This is a genomic window from Cobetia sp. UIB-001 (genome assembly GCF_044789135.1).
Classification (GTDB): Bacteria; Pseudomonadota; Gammaproteobacteria; order Pseudomonadales; family Halomonadaceae; genus Cobetia; species Cobetia amphilecti.
Map to the genome: position 1 here is coordinate 592,126 of NZ_CP058244.1, position 20,633 is coordinate 612,758.

At 62.3% G+C, this 20,633-nt stretch carries 16 protein-coding genes; 10 read left to right on the forward strand and 6 right to left on the reverse strand.

Going from position 1 to position 20,633, the window contains the following annotated elements; all coding sequences use genetic code 11:
* Positions 1–194: 194 nt before the first annotated feature.
* The 10 genes from sdhC to HA399_RS02585 all read left to right on the forward strand — a co-directional run bounded on the left by sdhC (position 195) and on the right by HA399_RS02585 (position 12,788).
* Complete coding sequence (sdhC, locus tag HA399_RS02540; protein WP_043333108.1) at positions 195–572, forward strand: succinate dehydrogenase, cytochrome b556 subunit; 378 nt, start codon at positions 195–197, stop codon at positions 570–572.
* Complete coding sequence (gene sdhD / locus HA399_RS02545) at positions 566–913, forward strand: succinate dehydrogenase, hydrophobic membrane anchor protein (protein ID WP_043333107.1); 348 nt, start codon at positions 566–568, stop codon at positions 911–913. Before sdhC ends, sdhD begins: the two co-directional genes overlap by 7 nt.
* A gap of 3 nt (positions 914–916) precedes the next feature.
* Entirely contained in the window at positions 917–2,689 is a 1,773-nt protein-coding gene (sdhA, locus tag HA399_RS02550) for a succinate dehydrogenase flavoprotein subunit (RefSeq protein ID WP_404325955.1), read from the forward strand.
* A 159-nt stretch (positions 2,690–2,848) separates the two neighbouring features.
* A complete protein-coding gene (locus tag HA399_RS02555) occupies positions 2,849–3,553 on the forward strand; it encodes a succinate dehydrogenase iron-sulfur subunit (RefSeq protein WP_043333105.1) in 705 nt (234 codons plus the stop codon).
* A gap of 227 nt (positions 3,554–3,780) precedes the next feature.
* Entirely contained in the window at positions 3,781–6,615 is a 2,835-nt protein-coding gene (locus HA399_RS02560; RefSeq protein WP_215823838.1) for a 2-oxoglutarate dehydrogenase E1 component, read from the forward strand.
* A gap of 51 nt (positions 6,616–6,666) precedes the next feature.
* Complete coding sequence (odhB, locus tag HA399_RS02565) at positions 6,667–8,247, forward strand: 2-oxoglutarate dehydrogenase complex dihydrolipoyllysine-residue succinyltransferase (protein ID WP_192838556.1); 1,581 nt, start codon at positions 6,667–6,669, stop codon at positions 8,245–8,247.
* A gap of 113 nt (positions 8,248–8,360) precedes the next feature.
* The gene (gene lpdA, locus HA399_RS02570) at positions 8,361–9,800 is read left to right on the forward strand and encodes a dihydrolipoyl dehydrogenase (RefSeq protein ID WP_043334000.1); all 1,440 of its coding nucleotides are present in this window, start codon (positions 8,361–8,363) and stop codon (positions 9,798–9,800) included.
* Between the two features lie 108 nt (positions 9,801–9,908).
* Positions 9,909–11,075, forward strand: a complete 1,167-nt coding sequence (gene sucC, locus HA399_RS02575) for an ADP-forming succinate--CoA ligase subunit beta (protein WP_279835391.1) — start codon at positions 9,909–9,911, stop codon at positions 11,073–11,075.
* On the forward strand, positions 11,075–11,947 hold the full coding sequence (gene sucD / locus HA399_RS02580; protein ID WP_043333998.1) for a succinate--CoA ligase subunit alpha: 873 nt from the start codon (positions 11,075–11,077) through the stop codon (positions 11,945–11,947). Before sucC ends, sucD begins: the two co-directional genes overlap by 1 nt.
* A 298-nt stretch (positions 11,948–12,245) precedes the next feature.
* Positions 12,246–12,788 (forward strand): DUF302 domain-containing protein, encoded by a 543-nt coding sequence (locus HA399_RS02585; protein ID WP_404325957.1) that lies wholly within the window; start codon positions 12,246–12,248, stop codon positions 12,786–12,788.
* 158 nt (positions 12,789–12,946) lie between these two features.
* On the opposite strand, the gene glpQ is transcribed toward HA399_RS02585, so the two are convergent.
* The 6 genes from glpQ to HA399_RS02615 all read right to left on the reverse strand — a co-directional run bounded on the left by glpQ (position 12,947) and on the right by HA399_RS02615 (position 20,607).
* Positions 12,947–14,107, reverse strand: coding sequence for a glycerophosphodiester phosphodiesterase (gene glpQ / locus HA399_RS02590; RefSeq protein WP_404325958.1), 1,161 nt, complete (start codon positions 14,105–14,107; stop codon positions 12,947–12,949).
* Positions 14,108–14,241: 134 nt separating this feature from the next.
* The gene (locus HA399_RS02595) at positions 14,242–15,246 is read right to left on the reverse strand and encodes a lysylphosphatidylglycerol synthase transmembrane domain-containing protein (RefSeq protein WP_054555375.1); all 1,005 of its coding nucleotides are present in this window, start codon (positions 15,244–15,246) and stop codon (positions 14,242–14,244) included.
* Positions 15,247–15,309: 63 nt separating this feature from the next.
* A complete protein-coding gene (locus HA399_RS02600) occupies positions 15,310–16,152 on the reverse strand; it encodes a DUF2334 domain-containing protein (RefSeq protein WP_404325959.1) in 843 nt (280 codons plus the stop codon).
* Positions 16,145–17,269: a glycosyltransferase family 1 protein gene (locus HA399_RS02605; RefSeq protein ID WP_043333996.1), complete on the reverse strand. Its 1,125-nt coding sequence runs from the start codon at positions 17,267–17,269 to the stop codon at positions 16,145–16,147. Before HA399_RS02605 ends, HA399_RS02600 begins: the two co-directional genes overlap by 8 nt.
* A 722-nt stretch (positions 17,270–17,991) precedes the next feature.
* Positions 17,992–18,369 (reverse strand): hypothetical protein, encoded by a 378-nt coding sequence (locus tag HA399_RS02610; RefSeq protein ID WP_043333995.1) that lies wholly within the window; start codon positions 18,367–18,369, stop codon positions 17,992–17,994.
* A gap of 291 nt (positions 18,370–18,660) precedes the next feature.
* Positions 18,661–20,607, reverse strand: a complete 1,947-nt coding sequence (locus tag HA399_RS02615) for an exoribonuclease II (RefSeq protein ID WP_153635098.1) — start codon at positions 20,605–20,607, stop codon at positions 18,661–18,663.
* Positions 20,608–20,633: the final 26 nt, after the last annotated feature.

Consider the following 20,633-nt stretch of genomic DNA (forward strand, 5'->3'; position numbering starts at 1 on the left):
TGTGCAATCCGTGGTTGCGGCCCTGCGACGTCATGCCATTTGTCATGCCAATGGCCAACCCCTATAATCCACCGTCGCGCGACTGGCGGGAAATTCGGCTCGGTACCGTGGATGGCCTGCGCCCGAGACCCTTCCTCAAACCACCGCCCCTGCGGGCTTGCGTCCGTGTTGGGCCAAGAGAGTGTGTAAGAGCCGTGAATAGCAAACGACCCGTAAATCTCGATCTGACGACGATAAAGTTCCCTCTCCCTGCGCTGACTTCAATCACCCACCGTATTACCGGCGTGATTCTGTTCGTGGGCCTGGTATTTGCGCTGTGGGCACTCGATGCCTCGCTGTCCTCCCCGGAAGGGTTCGAGGCAGTGCGCGACACCCTGGCGACCAACTTCCTGGCCAAGATCGTGGCCTGGGGCCTGCTGTCTGCCCTCGGTTTCCACTTCGTGGCTGGCATCAAGCACCTGCTGATGGACATGGATATTGGTGTCGAACTGGAAAGTGCTAATCGCAAGGCGCAGGTCACTGTCGTGATCAGTGCTGTTCTCGTGGTCCTGGCGGGAGTCTGGGTATGGTAAACAACATCACCAATTTCAGCCGCAGCGGTCTGTCCGACTGGGTGCTGCAGCGTGTTTCTGCCGTGATTCTGGCAGTCTATTCCGTGTTCATGGTCGGCTACCTGCTGCTCCATCCGAACCTCGACTACACCACCTGGAGTGGTCTGTTCGAGAACACGGCGATGCGCATCTTCTCTCTGATGGCATTCATCTCGATTGCCGCACACGCCTGGATCGGTCTGTGGACCGTGGCGACCGATTACATGAAGCCGACCGCACTGCGTTTCGGTTTCCAGGTCTTCGTCATCCTTGCGTTGTTCATCTTCTTGGTCTGGGGCGTTCAAGTCCTGTGGGGAGCCTGATACATGTCCACCATGCGTAGCCTGACATTCGACGCGATCATCATCGGCGGCGGCGGCGCTGGCCTGCGTGCCGGTCTCGAACTGTCCCAGTCCGGCAAGAAGACCGCCGTGCTGTCCAAGGTCTTCCCGACCCGCTCGCATACTGTCTCTGCCCAGGGCGGTATCACCTGTGCCATCGCTTCTGCTGATCCGAATGATGATTGGCGCTGGCACATGTATGACACCGTCAAGGGTGGCGATTACATCGCTGATCAGGACGCTGCGGAATATATGTGTACCGAAGGCCCGAAAGCGGTCTTCGAGCTTGAGCACATGGGTCTGCCGTTCTCCCGTTTCGACAACGGCCGCATCTATCAGCGTCCGTTCGGTGGCCAGTCCAAGGACTTCGGCAAGGGCGGCCAGGCGGCTCGTACCTGCGCCGCGGCTGACCGTACCGGTCACGCCCTGCTGCACACTCTGTATCAGGCCAACCTGAAGAACGGCACCGTCTTCCTCGACGAGTGGTACGCCATCGATCTGGTCAAGAATGCCAACGGCGATATCGTCGGCGTGATTGCCCTGTGCATCGAGACCGGCGAGACCGTGGTCGTGAAGTCCAAGGCCACCGTTCTGGCCACTGGCGGTGCGGGCCGTATCTACGCCTCCACCACCAATGCCCTGATCAACACCGGCGACGGTATCGGCATGGCACTGCGTGCCGGCCTGCCGGTCCAGGACATGGAAATGTGGCAGTTCCACCCGACCGGGATTCACGGTGCGGGCGTGCTGGTCACCGAAGGTTGCCGCGGTGAAGGTGGCTACCTGGTCAACAAGGACGGCGAGCGCTTCATGGAGCGTTATGCGCCGAACGCCAAGGACCTCGCGGGTCGTGACGTCGTCGCGCGCTCCATGGTGCTGGAAATCCTCGAAGGCCGTGGCTGTGGCGAGAATGGCGACCACGTCTTCCTGAAGCTGGATCACCTGGGCGAGGAAGTGCTGAACAAGCGCCTGCCGGGTATCTCCGAGCTGTCCAAGACCTTCGCGCACGTCGACCCGACCAACGCGCCGATCCCGGTCGTGCCGACCTGCCACTACATGATGGGCGGCATCGCCACCAACGTGCACGGTCAGGCCATCGCACAGAACGAAGACGGCAGCGACCGCATCGTCAACGGCCTCTATGCCGTGGGTGAAGTGGCCTGTGTGTCCGTTCACGGCGCCAACCGTCTGGGCGGCAACTCGCTGCTGGATCTGGTCGTCTTCGGCCGCGCCGCGGGCAAGTACATCGAAAGCGCGCTCAACGAAGGTGTCGAGTACCTCGAGCCGACGCAGAGCGACATCGATACAGCCCTGGTGCGCCTGAACCGCTGGAACGAGTCCGAAAGCGGCGAGTCCGTGCCGGAACTCAAGCGCGAACTGCAGCAGATCATGCAGAACTCCTTCGGTGTCTTCCGTCAGGAAGACAAGATGGAAGAGGGCGTCAAGCAGCTGTCCGATCTGCGTGAGCGTATCGCCAAGGCGGGTCTGTCCGACAAGTCTCAGGTCTTCAATACCGCGCGTATCGAAGCTCTCGAGCTGGACAACCTGATGGAAGTGGCGGAAGCCACTGCCATTGCGGCCCTGACCCGCAAGGAAAGCCGTGGTGCTCACTCCCGTTACGACTTCCCGGATCGTGATGACGAGAACTGGCTCAAGCATTCTCTGTTCTTCCCGAACGAGAAGCGTGTCGGCAAGCGTGATGTGAACTTCGCGCCGAAGACCGTCGAGCGTTTCGAGCCGAAGATTCGTACCTACTGAGTCTGAACCCTAGGCGCGCGTCGCGACCCGCTCGGGACGCCGCGCCTTGCTTCAGACCAAGTTCGCACTCGCTCGAGTTCACTCTCGCTTGAGTTCGCCGTGATCGAGGTGCGTGCAGGTCACCGCACGCACCTGACCCGTTTGCCCGGAGGGGAAACCATGCTTCAGGTATCCATATACCGCTACAACCCTGAAACCGATACTGCGCCGTACATGCAGGAGTTTCAGGTCGACACCCAGGGTCGTGACCTGATGGTGTTGAACGTGATGGAAATGCTCAAGGAACAGGACAGCTCGCTGGCCTATCGTCGCAGCTGCCGTGAAGGCGTCTGTGGTTCGGACGGCATGAACATGAACGGCAAGAACGGCCTGACCTGTGTCACCGCGCTGTCCGAAGTCGTCAAGGACAACAAGCTGGTGCTGCGTCCGCTGCCGGGCCTGCCGGTCGTGCGTGACCTGGTCGTCGACATGAGCATCTTCTACAAGCAGTACGAGCGCATCCAGCCGTACCTGCTCAACGACACGCCGGCGCCGGCCATCGAGCGTCTGCAGTCGCCGGAAGACCGTGACAAGCTCGACGGGCTCTACGAGTGCATCCTGTGTGCCTGCTGCTCGACTGCCTGCCCGTCCTTCTGGTGGAACCCGGACAAGTTCGTCGGTCCGAGCGGTCTGCTGCAGGCCTATCGCTTCCTGGCGGACTCGCGTGACACCGCCACCAAGGAGCGTTTGAGCGAGCTGGACGACCCGTTTGCCGTATTCCGTTGTCGCGGAATCATGAATTGTGTCGCGGTTTGCCCCAAGGGTCTGAACCCGACACGTGCCATCGGCAAGATTCGTGAGCTTTTGCTGGCAAACGCCACTTAAAAGCCGCGCCTTAGCTTGCTATGATGCACGTCAGCTGCGGCAGGGTGTCACACCTTGTCGCAGCGCACAGCTTGCTGAAGCCGGTGCCTTGTGCACCGGCTTTTGACGATAAAAGAAGACTCAGATGGTGAAGGCCTCCATGGTTTCGCCATACAGGGCATAATCGAGTGACGCCGACAGCGCTTGTCAGGCGCCTACCCCACCCCATCAGTCAGGGTGACCGAGAGATGCAAGAAGGCACAATGGAGTTGATGTGGCGCACTTCCCATATGAGCGGGGGGAATGTCCACTACGTAGAAGATCTCTACGAGCGTTATCTTGTCGACCCGAATGAGGTTCCCGACGAGTGGCGCAACTACTTTGATACTCTGCCGCGTCATGACGGCAGCCCCTCCCAGGATGTTCCGCTAGCGCCGATCCGTGATCAGTTCTACGAGATGGGTCGCAACAGTCGCCGCCCGGTGGCTGTCTCTGCGGGCGAAAGCAGCGAGAACAAGAAGCAGGTTCGTGTTCTCCAGCTGATCAACGCCTACCGCTTCCGTGGCCACCAGAAGGCGGATATCGATCCCCTCGGTCTGCGCAAGCCGGCACCGGTACCGGACCTCGAACTGTCCTTCCATCAGCTGTCCGCCGCTGACATGGACGTCGAGTTCCAGACCGGCTCGCTGTTCCTCGGCAAGGATGTTGCACCGCTCAAGGAAATCCACGCCGCGCTGGAGCAGACCTACTGCCGCAGCATCGGCGCCGAGTTCATGCACATCGTCAACACGGAAGAGAAGCGCTGGCTGCAGCAGCGTTTCGAGTCCGTACGTTCCAAGCCGAACTTCTCACGCGATGTCCGTCATCACGTGCTGGAACGTCTGACCGCCGCCGAAGGCCTCGAGAGCTATCTCGCCAGCAAGTACCCGGGCACCAAGCGCTTTGGTCTGGAAGGCGGCGAATCCTTCATTCCGATGATGGATGAGCTGATCCAGCGCAGCGGCAAGTACGGTACCAAGGAAGTCGTGATCGGCATGGCCCACCGTGGCCGTCTCAACCTGCTGGTCAACCTGCTGGGCAAGAGCCCGTCAGAGCTGATCGAGGAATTCGATGGCAAGAAGCAGATTGCCAAGGGTTCCGGCGACGTGAAGTACCACCAGGGCTTCAGCTCGAATGTCATGACCCCGGGCGGCGAAGTCCACCTGGCGCTGGCGTTCAACCCGTCGCACCTGGAAATCGTCTCTCCGGTGGTGGAAGGCTCCGTGCGTGCCCGTCAGGACCGTCGCGAAGACAGCGAAGGCGACAGCGTACTGCCGATCTCCATCCACGGTGATGCGGCATTCGCCGGTCAGGGCGTGGTCATGGAAACCTTCCAGATGTCGCAGACCCGTGCCTACAAGACGGGCGGTACCGTGCATGTCGTCATCAACAACCAGGTGGGCTTCACCACCTCGCGTGCCGATGACGCTCGCTCGACCGAATACTGCACCGACATCGCCAAGATGGTTCAGGCGCCGATCATCCACGTCAATGGAGATGATCCGGACGCCGTGCTGCACGCCGCTCAGGTCGCCATCGACTACCGTCAGCAGTTCAAGCGTGACGTCGTGCTCGACCTCGTGTGTTACCGCAAGCGCGGTCACAACGAAGCCGACGAGCCGTCCGGTACCCAGCCGCTGATGTACGCCAAGATCAAGTCCCAGAAGACTGCCCGCGAGAAGTATGCGGACCGTCTGGTCGAGGAAGGCGTGCTCAGCGCGGAAGAGACCAAGCACCTGGTCGACCAGTACCGTGCTGACCTGGATGCCGGCAACCACGTTGCCAATGCGCTGGTGAAGCAGCCCAACACCGGTCTGTTCGTCGATTGGACGCCGTACCTGGGCCACGAGTGGACCGGCGTTGCCGATACCTCGATGGACATGAAGCAGCTGCAGGCCCTCGCCAACAAGATGTGCGAAGTGCCGGACGGCGTCTCGGTCCAGCGTCAGGTCAACAAGATCTACGAAGACCGTCGCAAGATGGCCGCTGGTGGCATGCCGCTGAACTGGGGCTTCGCCGAGACACTGGCCTACGCCACCCTGGTCGATGCCGACCATCCGGTACGTATCACCGGTCAGGATGTGGGTCGCGGTACCTTCTCCCACCGTCACGCGGTGGTGCACAACCAGAAGGATGGCGACACCTACGTGCCGCTGCAGCACATCAAGGATGGTCAGGCGACCTTCACCATCCATGACTCCTACCTCTCCGAGGAAGCGGTGCTGGCCTTTGAATATGGCTATGCCACCACCATGCCCAAGGCATTGGTCGTGTGGGAAGCCCAGTTTGGTGACTTCGCCAACGGCGCCCAGGTGGTGATGGACCAGTTCATCTCCTCCGGCGAGAGCAAGTGGGGCCGCCTGTGCGGTCTGACCATGCTGCTGCCGCACGGCTACGAGGGCCAGGGCCCGGAGCACAGCTCCGCACGCCTCGAGCGTTACCTCCAGCTGTGTGCCGAGCACAACATGCAGGTATGCATGCCGACCACACCGGCGCAGATCTATCATCTGCTGCGTCGTCAGGTCATCCGCTCGCTGCGCAAGCCGCTGGTCGTGCTGTCACCCAAGTCTCTGCTGCGTCACAAGGAAGCGACTTCCACCCTCGACGAACTGGCCGATGGCCGCTTCGAGATGGTGCTGTCCGACAAGGGCAACCTGGAAGCTTCCAAGGTCAAGCGCGTCGTGCTGTGTGCGGGCAAGGTCTACTATGACCTGGCCGCCTATCGCGCCGAGCAGGGCCGTGAAGATGTTGCCGTCATCCGTGTCGAGCAGCTCTACCCCTTCCCGAAGGAAGATCTCCAGGCCGCCATCGCCGACTACGAGAATCTCGAGCAGGTGATGTGGTGCCAGGAAGAGCCGCTCAACCAGGGTGCCTGGTATCAGAGTCAGCACCATATGCGTCAGGTCGCTGAGCAGCACCGTCAGGGGCTTGGCATGAGCCTGGACTTCGCCGGACGCCCGGCCTCTGCGGCACCTGCCGCGGGCTACATGTCCGTTCATAACGAGCAGCAGCGCCAGCTGGTCGACGACGCCTTCAACAAGTAAAGGCTCGCGACCCGCAAGGGCACCGAGAGAGAATTGAGTTAAGGAACTCCAATGGCTATCGATATCAAAGCGCCGTCTTTTCCGGAATCCGTCGCCGAAGGCACTGTGGCGACCTGGCACAAGCAGCCCGGCGACAGCGTCGAGCGTGACGAGCTGATCGTCGAGATCGAGACCGACAAGGTCGTGCTGGAAGTCGTCGCACCGCAGGACGGCACCCTGGGCGAGATCAAGGTTCAGGAAGGCGACACCTGCGAGTCCGAGCAAGTGCTGGGCTCCATCGGTGATGCAGACGCCGCTGCGTCTTCTGACGCCAAGGACGACTCCGCCGCTGAAGAGAGCAAGGACGACGCCAAGGCCGAAAGCAAGCCGGCCGCCGGTGGCGAAGGCAAGACGCTGGAAGTCAAGGCGCCGAGCTTCCCGGAATCCGTTGCCGAAGGCACCGTCGCCACCTGGCACAAGAAGGTCGGTGAAGCCTGCGAGCGCGACGAGCTGATCGTCGAGATCGAGACCGACAAGGTCGTGCTGGAAGTCGTGGCTCCGGCCGACGGCGCCCTGAGCGAGATCAAGGTCGAGGAAGGCGATACCTGCGAGACCGAAGCCGTGCTGGCACTGTTCAGCGCTGGTGCTTCCGGTGGCGCCGCGCCGGCCGCTGAGGCAAGCGACGACAAGTCCGGCTCTGACGAAGGTCAGGACGAGAAGGTCGGCGACAAGATCCTCGCCCCGGCAGCACGCAAGATGGTGGCCGAGCACGATCTGGACGTCAGCAAGCTGGTCGGTACCGGCAAGGGCGGTCGCGTGCTGAAGGAAGACGTGGCCAAGGCCGTCAAGGAAGGCACTGCGGCCAAGTCCGCTGCCAAGCCGGCTGCCAAGTCCGGCGCTTCCAAGTCTGATGCCAAGGCCGCGCCGAAATCTGCACCGACCTTCGAGGGCGAGCGTCCCGAGAAGCGCGTGCCGATGAGCCGCATGCGTCAGACCATCGCCAAGCGTCTGGTCAATGCCCAGCAGACTGCCGCCATGCTCACCACTTACAACGAAGTGGACATGAGCGCGGTGATGGAACTGCGCAAGCAGTACAAGGACACCTTCCAGAAGGTGCACGACACCAAGCTCGGCTTCATGGGCTTCTTCGTCAAGGCGGCCACCGAAGCGCTCAAGCGCTTCCCGGACGTCAATGCCTCCATCGACGGCACCGACATCGTCTACCACGGTTACCAGGACATCGGTGTGGCCGTGTCTTCCGACCGCGGTCTGGTCGTGCCGGTGCTGCGTGATACCGACAGCATGAAGCTCGCCGATGTCGAAAAGACCATCGTCGACTTCGGTCAGCGTGCCCGCGCCGGCAAGCTGGGCATCGATGAGATGCAGGGCGGTACCTTCACGATCACCAACGGCGGCATCTTCGGTTCCCTGATGTCCACCCCGATCCTGAATCCGCCGCAGACCGCCATCCTAGGCATGCACAAGATCCAGGAGCGTCCGATGGCCGTGAACGGTCAGGTCGTCATCCGTCCGATGATGTATCTGGCACTGTCCTACGATCACCGCATGATCGATGGCAAGGATGCAGTCCAGTTCCTCGTCGCCATCAAGGACCTGCTGGAAGATCCGGCTCGTTTCCTGCTCGACGTCTGAGACCGCAATGTCTCACGCCCTTGAGGATCTCGAGGGCGTGAGCGGCCCCGGTGGGTGGCACTGAGACTCGCCGGGTTGCCAACCCGAATCGAACTGCACCAACAGGAAGAGACATGGCCGATAAATTTGATGTGATCGTCATTGGCGCTGGCCCTGGTGGCTATGTTGCCGCTATCCGCGCTGCTCAGCTGGGTCTGAAGACCGCCTGCGTCGAGAAGTGGGTCAACAAGGAAGGCAAGGTCGTTCACGGCGGTACCTGCCTGAACGTCGGCTGCATTCCGTCCAAGGCATTGCTAGAAACCTCGCACAAGTACGTCGAAGCGCGTGATGAATTCGCCGAACTGGGTATCAAGGCCGACGGCGTCGAGATCGACGTGGCCAAGATGATCGAGCGCAAGGCGCAGATCGTGAAGAACCTGACCGGCGGTATCTCCGGTCTGTTCAAGGCCAACGGTGTCACCGCGCTGGAAGGTACCGGCAAGGTGCTGCCGAACAAGCAGGTCGAAGTGACCGATCACGACGGTGGCAAGGCGACCTACGAAGCCGAGAACATCGTCATCGCGTCCGGTTCCGTGCCGGTCGAGATTCCGCCGACGCCGCTGACCGAAGGTCTGATCGTCGATTCCACCGGCGCGCTCGAGTTCGACGAAGCGCCGAAGCGTCTGGGTGTCATCGGTGCCGGTGTCATCGGTCTCGAGCTCGGTAGCGTCTGGAGCCGTTGCGGTTCTGAAGTCACCGTGCTGGAAGCGGTCGACAGCTTCCTGCCGATGGTCGATGCGGCCGTCGCCAAGGAAGCCCAGAAGCTGCTCAAGAAGCAGGGTCTGGACATCAAGCTCGGCGCCCGTGTGACCGGTTCCGACATCAAGGACAGCGAAGTCGTCGTCAAGTACACCGACGCCAACGGCGAACAGGAACAGACCTTCGACAAGATCATCGTCGCGGTCGGCCGTCGTCCGTACACCCAGAGCCTGCTCGACAGCGATGTGGGCATCAATCTGGACGAGCGTGGCTTCATCCACGTCGACGACCAGTGCGCGACCAGCGTGCCGGGCGTCTACGCCATCGGCGACGTGGTGCGTGGCCCGATGCTGGCGCACAAGGCCTCTGAAGAGGGCGTGATGGTTGCCGACATCATCGCCGGCCACAAGGCCGAGATGAACTACGACGCCATCCCGAGCATCATCTACACCTTCCCGGAAGTGGCGTGGGTCGGCAAGACCGAACAGCAAGCCAAGTCCGAAGGCATCGAAGTCAAGACCGGCAGCTTCCCGTTCGCGGCAAGCGGTCGTGCCATGGCCAACAATGCCACTGAAGGTCTGGCCAAGATCATTGCCGACGCTGAGACTGATCGCGTCCTGGGCGTTCACATCATCGGCCAGCATGCCGGTGAGCTGATCGCACAGGGTGTGACTGCCCTCGAGTTCGGCGCAAGCGCCGAAGACCTCGCACTGATCTGCACGGCTCACCCGACACTGTCGGAAGCCGTGCACGAAGCCGCGCTGGCCGTTGACGGGCATGCGATTCATATCGCAAACCGCAAGAAGCGCAAGTAAGCGTCCTTCCGAACAAGAGGCGCGTCGCCCCGGCCAGGCCGGGGCGAACGGTGGCAGTGGCATCTTGCGACTGCCGTTCGAGTCTAATGCAACCAATGGCATGACACGATGAACCTTCACGAATATCAGGCAAAACAACTTTTTGCCGACTATGGCCTGCCGGTGTCCAAGGGCTTTGCCGTTGACACCCCGGAAGACGCTGCTGAAGCGTGCAAGAAGATTGGCGGCGACAAGTGGGTCGTCAAGGCACAGGTCCACGCAGGTGGCCGCGGCAAGGCTGGCGGCGTCAAGCTGGTCGACAGCGCACAAGCCGCTTCCGACTTCGCGACCCAGTGGCTGGGCAAGAACCTGGTGACCTACCAGACCGACGAAAACGGTCAGCCGGTCACCAAGATTCTCGTCGAGAACTGCACCGACATCGCCGAAGAGCTGTACCTGGGCGCCGTCGTTGACCGCACCACTCGTCGTATCGTCTTCATGGCTTCCACCGAAGGCGGCGTGGAAATCGAGAAGGTTGCTGAAGAGACGCCGGAAAAGATCCTGAAAGCCGAGATCGATCCGCTGGTCGGCGCACAGCCGTACCAGGCGCGTGAACTGGCCTTCAAGCTGGGTCTGAACCCGACCCAGATCAAGCAGTTCACCAAGATCTTCCTGGGGCTGGCGAAGATGTTCGCCGACAAGGATTTCGCGCTGCTGGAAATCAACCCGCTGGTCATCACCGACGAAGGCAACCTCCACTGCCTCGATGGCAAGATCAACATCGACGCCAACGCCGTCTACCGTCACCCGGACCTGCAGGCGATGCACGATCCGTCTCAGGAAGACGAGCGTGAAGCGCATGCTGCCAAGTTCGAACTGAACTACGTTGCCCTCGACGGCAACATCGGCTGCATGGTCAACGGCGCAGGCCTGGCGATGGGCACCATGGACATCGTCAACCTGAACGGCGGCAAGCCGGCCAACTTCCTCGACGTGGGTGGCGGTGCTACCAAGGAACGCGTTGCAGAAGCATTCAAGATCATCCTGTCCGACGACAACGTCAAAGCTGTTCTGGTGAACATCTTCGGCGGCATCGTGCGTTGTGACATGATCGCCGAAGGCATCATCGGTGCCGTCGAGCAGGTCGGTGTCAACGTGCCGGTCGTGGTGCGTCTGGAAGGTAACAACGCTGAACTCGGCGCCAAGAAGCTGGCCGAAAGCGGTCTGAACATCATCGCTGCTACCAGCCTGACTGACGCGGCGCAGCAGGTTGTCAAAGCTGCGGAGGGCAAGTAATGAGCATTTTGATCGACAAGAACACCAAGGTGATCTGCCAGGGCTTCACTGGCGGCCAGGGTACCTTCCACTCTGAACAAGCCATCGCCTACGGCACCAAGATGGTTGGTGGCGTGACGCCGGGCAAGGGTGGTCAGACTCACCTGGGCCTGCCGGTGTTCAACACCGTCGCCGAAGCCGTTGCCGAGACTGGCGCTGAAGCGTCCGTCATCTACGTGCCGGCACCGTTCTGCAAGGATTCCATCCTTGAAGCGGCCAATGCAGGCATCAAGCTGATCGTCTGCATCACCGAAGGCGTGCCGACTCTCGACATGCTGGAAGTCAAGGTCAAGTGCGACGAGCTGGGCGCGCGCGTCATCGGTCCGAACTGCCCGGGTGTCATCACTCCGGGTGAGTGCAAGATCGGTATCATGCCGGGTCACATCCACCAGCCGGGCAAGGTCGGTATCGTGTCTCGTTCCGGCACCCTGACCTACGAAGCCGTCAAGCAGACCACTGACCACGGTTTCGGTCAGTCCAGCTGTGTCGGCATCGGCGGCGACCCGATCCCGGGTTCCAACTTCATCGACATCCTCGAGATGTTCGAGAAGGACCCGAAGACCGAAGCCATCGTCATGATCGGCGAGATCGGCGGTTCTGCTGAAGAAGAAGCCGCTGCCTACATCAAGGCGAACGTCACCAAGCCGGTCGTCTCCTACATCGCTGGTGTGACTGCGCCTCCGGGCAAGCGCATGGGCCATGCAGGCGCCATCATCTCCGGCGGCAAGGGTACTGCCGACGAGAAGTTCGCGGCTCTGGAAGCAGCTGGCGTCAAGACTGTGCGTTCACTCGCGCAGATCGGCGATGCCATCAAGGAAGTCACTGGCTGGTAAGCCATTGATCTCCTGACAGCGATTGGCGCCAAGCGGATCGCATGTCACCGAAAGGGCAGGCCCACAGGGCCTGCCCTTTTTTCGTTTCTGGCCCTCACCAGTCTCTCTCTAGTGCATGTCGGCGGGGCTACCTGCGGCCGGTGGCGCAGGCGAGGGGAGAGGTGTTTCGGCTGATGCAGGCGGGGCAGGTGCGTTCATATCAAGCAGTTGCTAATCTGATGACTGTTCATTGGCACCTGACCAAGCGACACGTGCAGATGCCCCACGGCGCAACACGACTCACTGATAAGGATGTTCCATGCTCAAGTCATTCCCCGCCCTTACGCGCTCCGCGCGCCTGCTGGCGCTGCTGTCCCTGCCGTTGGCTGCTGGCATGCCGCTGTCTGCCAGTGCAGATTCCGGCGCGGCGGCAGCCTCCGCCCCTGAAGCTTCAGCGAGCATGCAGGTGCCTGCCAAGGGCATCGAGTCGGTGACCAGTCGTGATGATGTCGCCTCCGTCCAGGCGCGTCTCGAGACGGCGCTCAAGGCCAAGGGACTGACGCTGTTCAGCGTCATCGATCATGAGGCGGGAGCCGAGAAGGTCGGCATGGAGCTGCCCGCGACGCATACCGTCATCTTCGGCAATCCCAAGGTGGGGACCCTGTTGATGCAGTGCAACGGGGCGGCCGCCCTGGACCTGCCGCAGAAGATGCTGATTCGCGCCGTGGAGGGCGGCAGCGTGATCGAGTGGAATGAGCCGCAGTACATGGCCAATCGTCATGATCTGGGCGACTGCAAGCTGCCGCTGGACAAGATCGCCGGGCTGCTCAAGGGGCTGGCCGCCGAAGCGGCGGGTCAATGAAGGCAGCGCTCATCACGTGTCGATGCTGATACCGTGAACTGACAGCGAGCGCTGACGATCGAGCGCTGACGATCAGGCAGGACGAAAAAGCCGGACTCCTCACGGAGTCCGGCTTTTTGGTGTTCCCCTGCCAAGAACTGCCTGTCTTGAAGGGCTGCTTACAGAGCATCACCGTGCTGCTTCAGCCACTGTACGGCGCGGTCCGGGTAGTCAGTGAAGACACCATCGACCCTGGCGTCGACGAAGAAGGCGCGCAGCATGTCGTCGTAATCGCTGGCCCAGTCGGGGATGCGCCCTTCATCGAGGCGGAAGGTGTAGGGCATCACGATCAGGCCCTGCGCATGGGCTTCCTCGACCAGTGGCGTGACCTTGATGTCGTCCCGGGTCGAGCTGTCCTCGATCACCATCGGCTTCCACGGCCCGATGCCATCGGCGTAGGTGGCGATGCGCTGTATGCCGCCCTCCTGATACATCCAGTCATAGTCATAGGGCTCAAGCTTGCCCTCCGCATCTGGCTGGAAGGTCATGTCCCAGCGGGTCTCGCCCATCAGCTGCACCAGACGCAGGTCCATCTCCAGTTCGGGCTGCAGCGTGTCGTGGATGCGCTTGAGGCCATTGGGATCGAAGACCTGCACGACGGCATTGTCATCGTGCGCGACGTAGCCGTAGTGCTTGAGGGTCTCGAGCACGGCTCGCGAGACCTGCTTGCCTTCCGACTGGTGGAACCAGGGCGCCTTGATCTCCACATACAGGCCGACATCGCGTCCGGTGGAGTGATTCAGGCCCTGGATCATCTCGATCTCTTCGCTCAGGGTGTGCAGGCCGAAGTGCGACTTGCCCAGCGGGAAGCGCTCAGGGTAGTCGGCGACCTGCTCGCCATCCTTGACGGTGAAGCCCTCGCTGAACGACAGCTGGCGCAGCTCGTCCAGCGTGAAGTCGATGGCGTAGTAGCGGCCATCATCACGCGCACGCTCGGGGAAGACTTCGGCGACATTGGTCACGCGGTCCAGGAAGCGGTCGTGCAGCACCACCAGCTGGTCATCCTTGCTCATCACCACATCCTGCTCGAGGAAGTCGGCGCCCTGGGCGTAGGCCATCGCCTTGGCCGCGAGGGTGTGCTCCGGCAGGTAGCCAGAGGCCCCCCGGTGGGCGACCACGACCTTGTCGGTGCCATGGCCGGGGTCGATGCTGCGCAGGGGCCTGTCATCAGCGAGTGCCGCTGAGGTCGAGGTGGCCAGCAGCGAGCCGACCACGCCCATCATGGCCAGCGGACGGCGAATGCGGGCGGAAGTCGGGTGACGCTGGGAAGGATGCGGCATGTGAGATCACCTTGAGCTGTGGTTATTGTATGGCCGTTCAATAAAGCCGCCTGCCAACATGACAAAGTCTTATTCATATGGCGATGATCAAGTGTTTTTCATGATGAAGCCTGCAGCACTGCTCGGTCATCCTGTCATGTGGCTGCCGAGCGACGCTTGAGCAAGCTTCCCAGCATGCTGCGTCCCGCCATCACGAAGAACACCGGGGCGCCGGCGATCAGGTAGAAATAGAAGGTCACCGCACGCCAGATCACCACTGCCGCCGCGGCACTGGCGGCGCCGATCATCGGGCTGAGCAGGGCAGTGGAGGACAGCTCCGCGCCTCCGGCACCGCCGGGCAGCAGCGTCAGCTGGCCCGCTGCCAGCGAGAGCATCTGCACGATGAAGGTCCAGCTCCAGTCGATGTCCTGCCCCAGTCCGGAAACGGCCAGATAGAGGATCGAGTAGCGCAGCAGCCAATGGGCACAGCAGAGCAGGAAGATCAGGCTCAGCGTCAGGCGCGGCAGGGCGAGCGTCTCGACCAGCGCATGGCGGAAGTGGATCAGGCCCCGCGCCAGCTTGATGCGTGAGCGATGGCGTACCTTGAGCCAGCGCAGCAGGCGTCCGCTGGTCTTGAGCAGGCGCCGATGATGCTTGCCCAGCGCGGCCAGCAGGCCAAAGCCGATGATCAGCAACAGCGCCGGCACGGCCAGCATCCACCCCAGGCGCAGGTCGATGGTATGCGAGAGGGCATAGAGCCCGATGCTGGCCAGCGCCGAGAGGAAGAACAGCATGTCGGTGATCTGATCGACCGCGAATACCGCCGTGGCCTGCGCCGGGCGCACCCCCTGACGTGACAGCAGCCCCATCAGGGTAAGCGGACCGCCACTGCCGCCGGGGGTGGCGCTGATGGCGAACTCGGTCGCCATCACCATGCCGACGGCGCGGCGTTGCCCCAGGTGACCGCCACGCCCGGCCAGCAGCAGACGCAACCGGCCGGCGTTCAGGTTCCAGCACATCACGATCATGCCCAGCATCAAGAGGAAGGTGTCGAGGGGGAACTGGCGCAACTGGCCACCCAGTCCGCTGCCACCCAGCACCAGCGGTATCGCGATGACCATCACAAGGCCAGCACCCAGTAACCAGAGGGCACGATTCATGGCAGATTCCCGCAGCGGGTTGTCACAAGGCCCATACGACGGGACTCATCCGGTGGGTGGGTCTCAGGCAGCACTGTGGGCCGCCTGGTGCGAGTTCAGTTGCGTCGTGTCAGACGTGGCGGGGGTGAGCAGCCCCTGCTGGGTCAGCCAGCCGATCTTGGTCATCGGCTGGCGCCCTTCATCGAGCAGGCGCTCGACCAGCGTCAGCCAATACTGGCGTGAGCGTGCATGGCGCATGTCGACTGGATGCAGGCCCAGACGCAACACCGGCGCCAGTTGCTCGCGGCTCAGCTTGCGCTGCGTCACCCACTGCGACATCAGGCGGCGTGGCGCGGAGCGTGCGCTCCACACGAGTCCGGGCGCATCGATGGCCGTGAAGTCAGGCAGTCGATAGAGATGCTGGGGGTCGCTGGTGTAGCGGAAGTCGAGGGACTTCAGGGCCTTGCGAGTGCCGTCACTCATCAGCCAGGCAGGGGCCACGAAGCCGTCCAATGGCCAGCCGAGACGCTTGAAGAGTGCGGTGCCTTCCCGCAGGCGTCGTCTGGCTTCGGCCTCATCGAGGGGGTAGAACTCGCCTTCCCAGGTCAGCACGCGGCGCATCAGGTAATCGCGCGGGGTGCGGGGGGCTGGTGCGTCATCGCAGTGATGGAAGCCATGCAGGGCAAGCTCGTCCCCCTGTTGGCGGCGAGAGTCCAGCAGGGCGATGAATTCCGGAGCGTCTTCCAGGGCGCTGCGATGATGGAAGTCGGGCACCACCAGCCAGGTGATCGGGCAGGGGTGGTTCAGGCGCGCCTGGCAGAGGGCATCCACCTCGGCGACGAAGTCCCGGTAGTCGGACCAGGTCTCGGGCGCGACATCATGCAGGACCAGCAGAAAGTGCTGCTTGGCAGCTGGCGACTCAGCCATGGGTCACCTCCTCGAGTACCGGTTGCATGCGAGTCCCGGTGACCGCGTGATAATGCCCGAGCAAGCCATCCACGACACGGTCCCAGGCATGGTGCTTCTCGACATGCCGCCGCGCCTGACGACCCAGTGCGGCGGGGTCATTGGCGAAGACTTCCTGCACGGCACGCGCCATGGCATGCGGCGAGTGCGGGTTGCAGAGCTGACCGCAGCCCAGTGGCACATTCTCGGCCAGCGCGCCGGCGCGTGCCGCCACCACCGGCGTGCCGCAGGCCATGGCTTCCAGTACCACCAGACCGAAGGTTTCCTGGGTGCCGGCATGCAGCAGCACATCCACCGAGGCCACCAGACGCGCCACTTCGGTGCTGCTGCAGAAATGCCCGGTCACGCTGACATTGTCGGGCAGATGTCGCGGCATGCCCGAGCCGATCAACAGCAGATGGTAGTCGGGGCCGAGCAGGCGAGCGGCCTCCAGCAGCTCATCCAGATTCTTCTCGCGTGACCCGCGGCCGGCGAAGGCCAGCAGGCGCACGTGGTCTTCCAGGCCAAGCTCGCGGCGCAGGCTCTCATCGCGGCAGTCAGGGTGGAAGGTGGAAAGATCGACACCCAGTGGCTGGATATGGACATTGTCGACGCCGAGCCGGTCGAGCCGGTCGGCCATCACCTGGCTGGGGGCCAGCACGCGATCGAAATGGCGATAGAGGCGTTTGACGTAGCGATCGACGTTGGCCCCTGACCACTCGCCCAGGCGATTGGTGATCAGGCGCGGCAGGTCCGAGTGATAGAAGCCCAGCACCGGGACATCGAGCTTGCGACCGGCATCGAGTGCCGCCCACGCCGTGACGTAGGGGTCGCCGGCCTCGATGACATCCGGCTGCAGTGCCAGCAGCGTGCTGACCCAGCCGCCCCGGCGCAGGGGGAAGCGATAGCCGTTGCCGAAGGGAATGGGCGGTGCCGGCACGCTGTAGAGGTCATCACTGACACTGGTGGTCTCGCCGGGGACCAGCAGGCTGTGACGAACATCGGGCCGCGTCCGCAGACGTCGTCGCTTGGCTTCCAGGTAGGTTCTGACCCCGCCACTGGAGGGGGCATGGAACATGGTCATGTCAGCGATATGCACACGGACTCCTCAAGACCGCTTTACCGGTCGTGCGCGATGAAGATGAATCCCGACGTCACTGCCCGCCATGGCTGCCTTGTCGTGCTTCAGGGTGCTCCCGGGTGCTTGAGAAAGACGCAATCGAGCACGCAGATTCCAGCAAGCCAGTGGCAATGACGAACGAGCCTCTGGTCAAGTCATGGGGGGAACCCGACGTGAAACCAAGGGCACGAGGCATGACATGCGGTGTCGCGCGTGACGAGACGCCTCGCCAAGCGATGTTCCACACTGCGGCTGGCAATGACGTTACATCATGAGATGACTGGTCTGTGTGACAACAGGGAACAATGTTGGTGCGATGCGCTCCCGCTCTCGGACATTTGTCATCACGCCCCTGGCATCAGGCTCTTGGCATCCGGTCCCTGGCATCAGGTTCACTGCCAGGGGAGGAGAGAAGTCACGCCCTGCTGGCGTGCTCCAGCAGGGAGTGCGGCAGCTGGCCTCTGGTCAGTGCTGCGCAAGAGAAGCCATACGACAGGCAAAAAAAGACCCTGTCCGGAGCCACCGGACAGGGCAAGTGCGTGCACTACAGGAATACAGGGGGCGACAGGGGGGGAGGGTCGCCGGAGCGGGCATTGCAGGGTCTAGCAGAGGATCGACTCAGTCATGTCTGGCATCCGTGCCTGGTGTTGCATGGGGTCCTGGCATCGTTATCTGTCCTGATGGAGGGAGATCGGGCGTCATCACGCCAGTCCATGCTGGGACAGGTGCAGGGCGCTGGGCATGGCCTGGCCAAGCTCCTGCGAGAAGGCGGCTTCCGGCTCGGCTGGGCGCTGGCTGGCGAGCAGCACAAGGCTCAGCAGCAGGCCGGCGGCCAGCAGCAGGCGGTTGCGGGTCCGGCGGCGATCACGTTCCAGCAGCATCGCGACATGTTCCATCGCTTCACGTTGAATCTCACGCTGGCGCTCCGGAGAGGTGGAGCTGCCCTCCGAGCTTCTGCCTGAGCTGCTGTCTGCTCCGGCGTCGACACGGGCATAGCTCATGGCCGGGTGACGAACGATGGCGGCATGCTCGGCCAGGTGACGCAGTGAAGTAGCTGCAGTGGAGCGATGAGTTTTCATTTCCGGGTCCTCGCATGGACGAACTTCATCAGGGACAGGCTTCAGTCATTCGCGCTTGGGTCAATCCAGTAACGCTGCAGCAGTGAAAGCAGATGTCGTGTGTCGATGTGAGGAGTATAGCGTGAGCTTCTGTTTCACAAAATTACAATTTTTCACGCTTGGCACACGATGCGTATACGTAATGCACAAGAACGAAAAACGCCCCGGGCGCAGAGCGATCCGGGGCGTAGATGGCCGTGGCAATTGCCCGTGATGACAAGGCAGTTACATACGGCAGTGGTGGGTCGCGGCTTATTCGGCCGGACGACCTACCAGTGAACGACGCTCTTCACGGGCTTCGGTCAAGGAGACCTTGATGATGTCGCCCAGCGAGTAACGCAGCTCGTCTTCGATGCGCACGCGGCCTTCCTTGTCATCGATCGCGACCTTCTTGCGATCGCTGTGGATCAGCGGTGCCGGAATGAAGACGCTGGCGCCATTCTCTTCCAGACGCACACGCATGCCGCCACGACGGATGTCGATGATCTCGCCAGTGAAGATCTGCTGTTCTTCGGCGGCCTTGGTCAGGTAGCGCACGTAGAGCCAGTCCTTCACATCGCGCTCGGCCATGCGGTTGAGACGACGACGTTCGCTGAGGTGCTCGGTCAGCTGCTCGGTGGCTTCCGCCGGCACGTCCTGGCCGAGAATCACGCGCTTGATCAAGCGGTGGTTGACCATGTCGCCGTACTTGCGGATCGGCGAGGTCCAGGTCGCGTAGGCTTCCAGCCCCAGGCCGAAGTGCGGTCCCGGCTGAGCGGACATCACGGTGTAACCCTGGAAGCGACGCATGCGCACGTCCAGCCAGGTGTCTTCGCGGCTGTCCAGCTCCTGACGGATCAGGCGGTAGCCTTCCAGGCTGCCCAGCTGTTCCGGCGTGGCGGTGATGTTCTGGCCAGCCAGGAACTCGATGGTGTCGTCGTACTTCTCCGGCGCGAAGCCCTGGTGCACGTTGAAGATACCGTGACCGATGTGCTTGGAGAGCAGACGTGCGCAGCTCAGGTTCGCGGTGATCATGGATTCTTCGATCATGCGATTGCTGATGCGGCGGTGGTCGGCACGTACGTTGAGCACGTTGCCTTCCTCATCCAGCTCGAACTCGAAGTCCGGACGCTCGCGGAAGACCTGGGAGTTGCGTGCACGCCAGGCGATACGCGCCTGAGTGAAGGCTTCCAGCTGACGCAGACCTTCGGCCAGCTCTTCGGTTTCCGGCTTCCAGCTGCCTTCCTGGCCTTCGATCCAGTCGGAGACGTTGTCGTAGGTCAGGCGGTGGTGGGAGCGCATGGTGGCCGCGAAGAACTTCGGCTCGCCGATCACGCCATCGGTATCGATGTCGACGATGCACATCAGCGTCGGACGGTCTTCACCTTCCTTCAGCGAGCACAGGTCGTCGGCCAGGATTTCCGGCAGCATGGTGACGTTCTGGCTCGGCAGGTAGACGGTGAAGGAGCGCGTGCGCGCCTCTTCGTCGACACGGCTGCCTTCCGGCACGTAGGCGGTCGGGTCCGCGATGGCGATGCTCAGGGTCCAGCCGCCTTCCGGGCGCTCGACGATGTGCAGGGCGTCATCCATGTCACGGGTCTTCTCACCATCGATGGTGAAGAAGGGCACGTGGGTCATGTCTTCGCGAGTCAGGCCTTCCTCGAGCAGCGGCCAGTCAGTGCCGCCCTCCGGAGAGGCCTGTTCCAGCGCGTGACGCGCCAGGGTGACGCGCCACGGCACACGCGGGTTGTCCACGGTGGCGATGACTTCCTCGATCTGGGCGAAGAAGCTGCGGTCGTCCTTGCGCATCGGGTGACGCAGCAGACGTGCCACGACCCAGTCGCCATCATTGAGGGCTTCCTCATTGATGCCACGCTTCACGCGCGCTTTCATGCGCGTGTTGATGGAGGGATGATCCGGCATCACGTTCAGGCGGCCATCACGCTTGCCGACACGAGCGACGAAGCGATCGACACCCGTCTCAATCAGCACTTCCGGCTGTACGGACTTCTTCTCACCTTCCACCTTGACGGTCGCTTCGACGGTATCGCCGTGCAGTACCTGCTTCATGGCGGGTGGCGGCACGAAGTAAGACTCGCCGTCCTCGCATTCGAGGAAGCCGAAGCCCTTGTCGGTGCCTTTGATCACCCCCGTGACACGGGGAATTTCCTGGCGGATTTGATCTTTCAGCTGCGCCAGCAGCGAATTGTTCTGCAGCATTTCGGAAGTTCTGTTGGCGGGGTCAG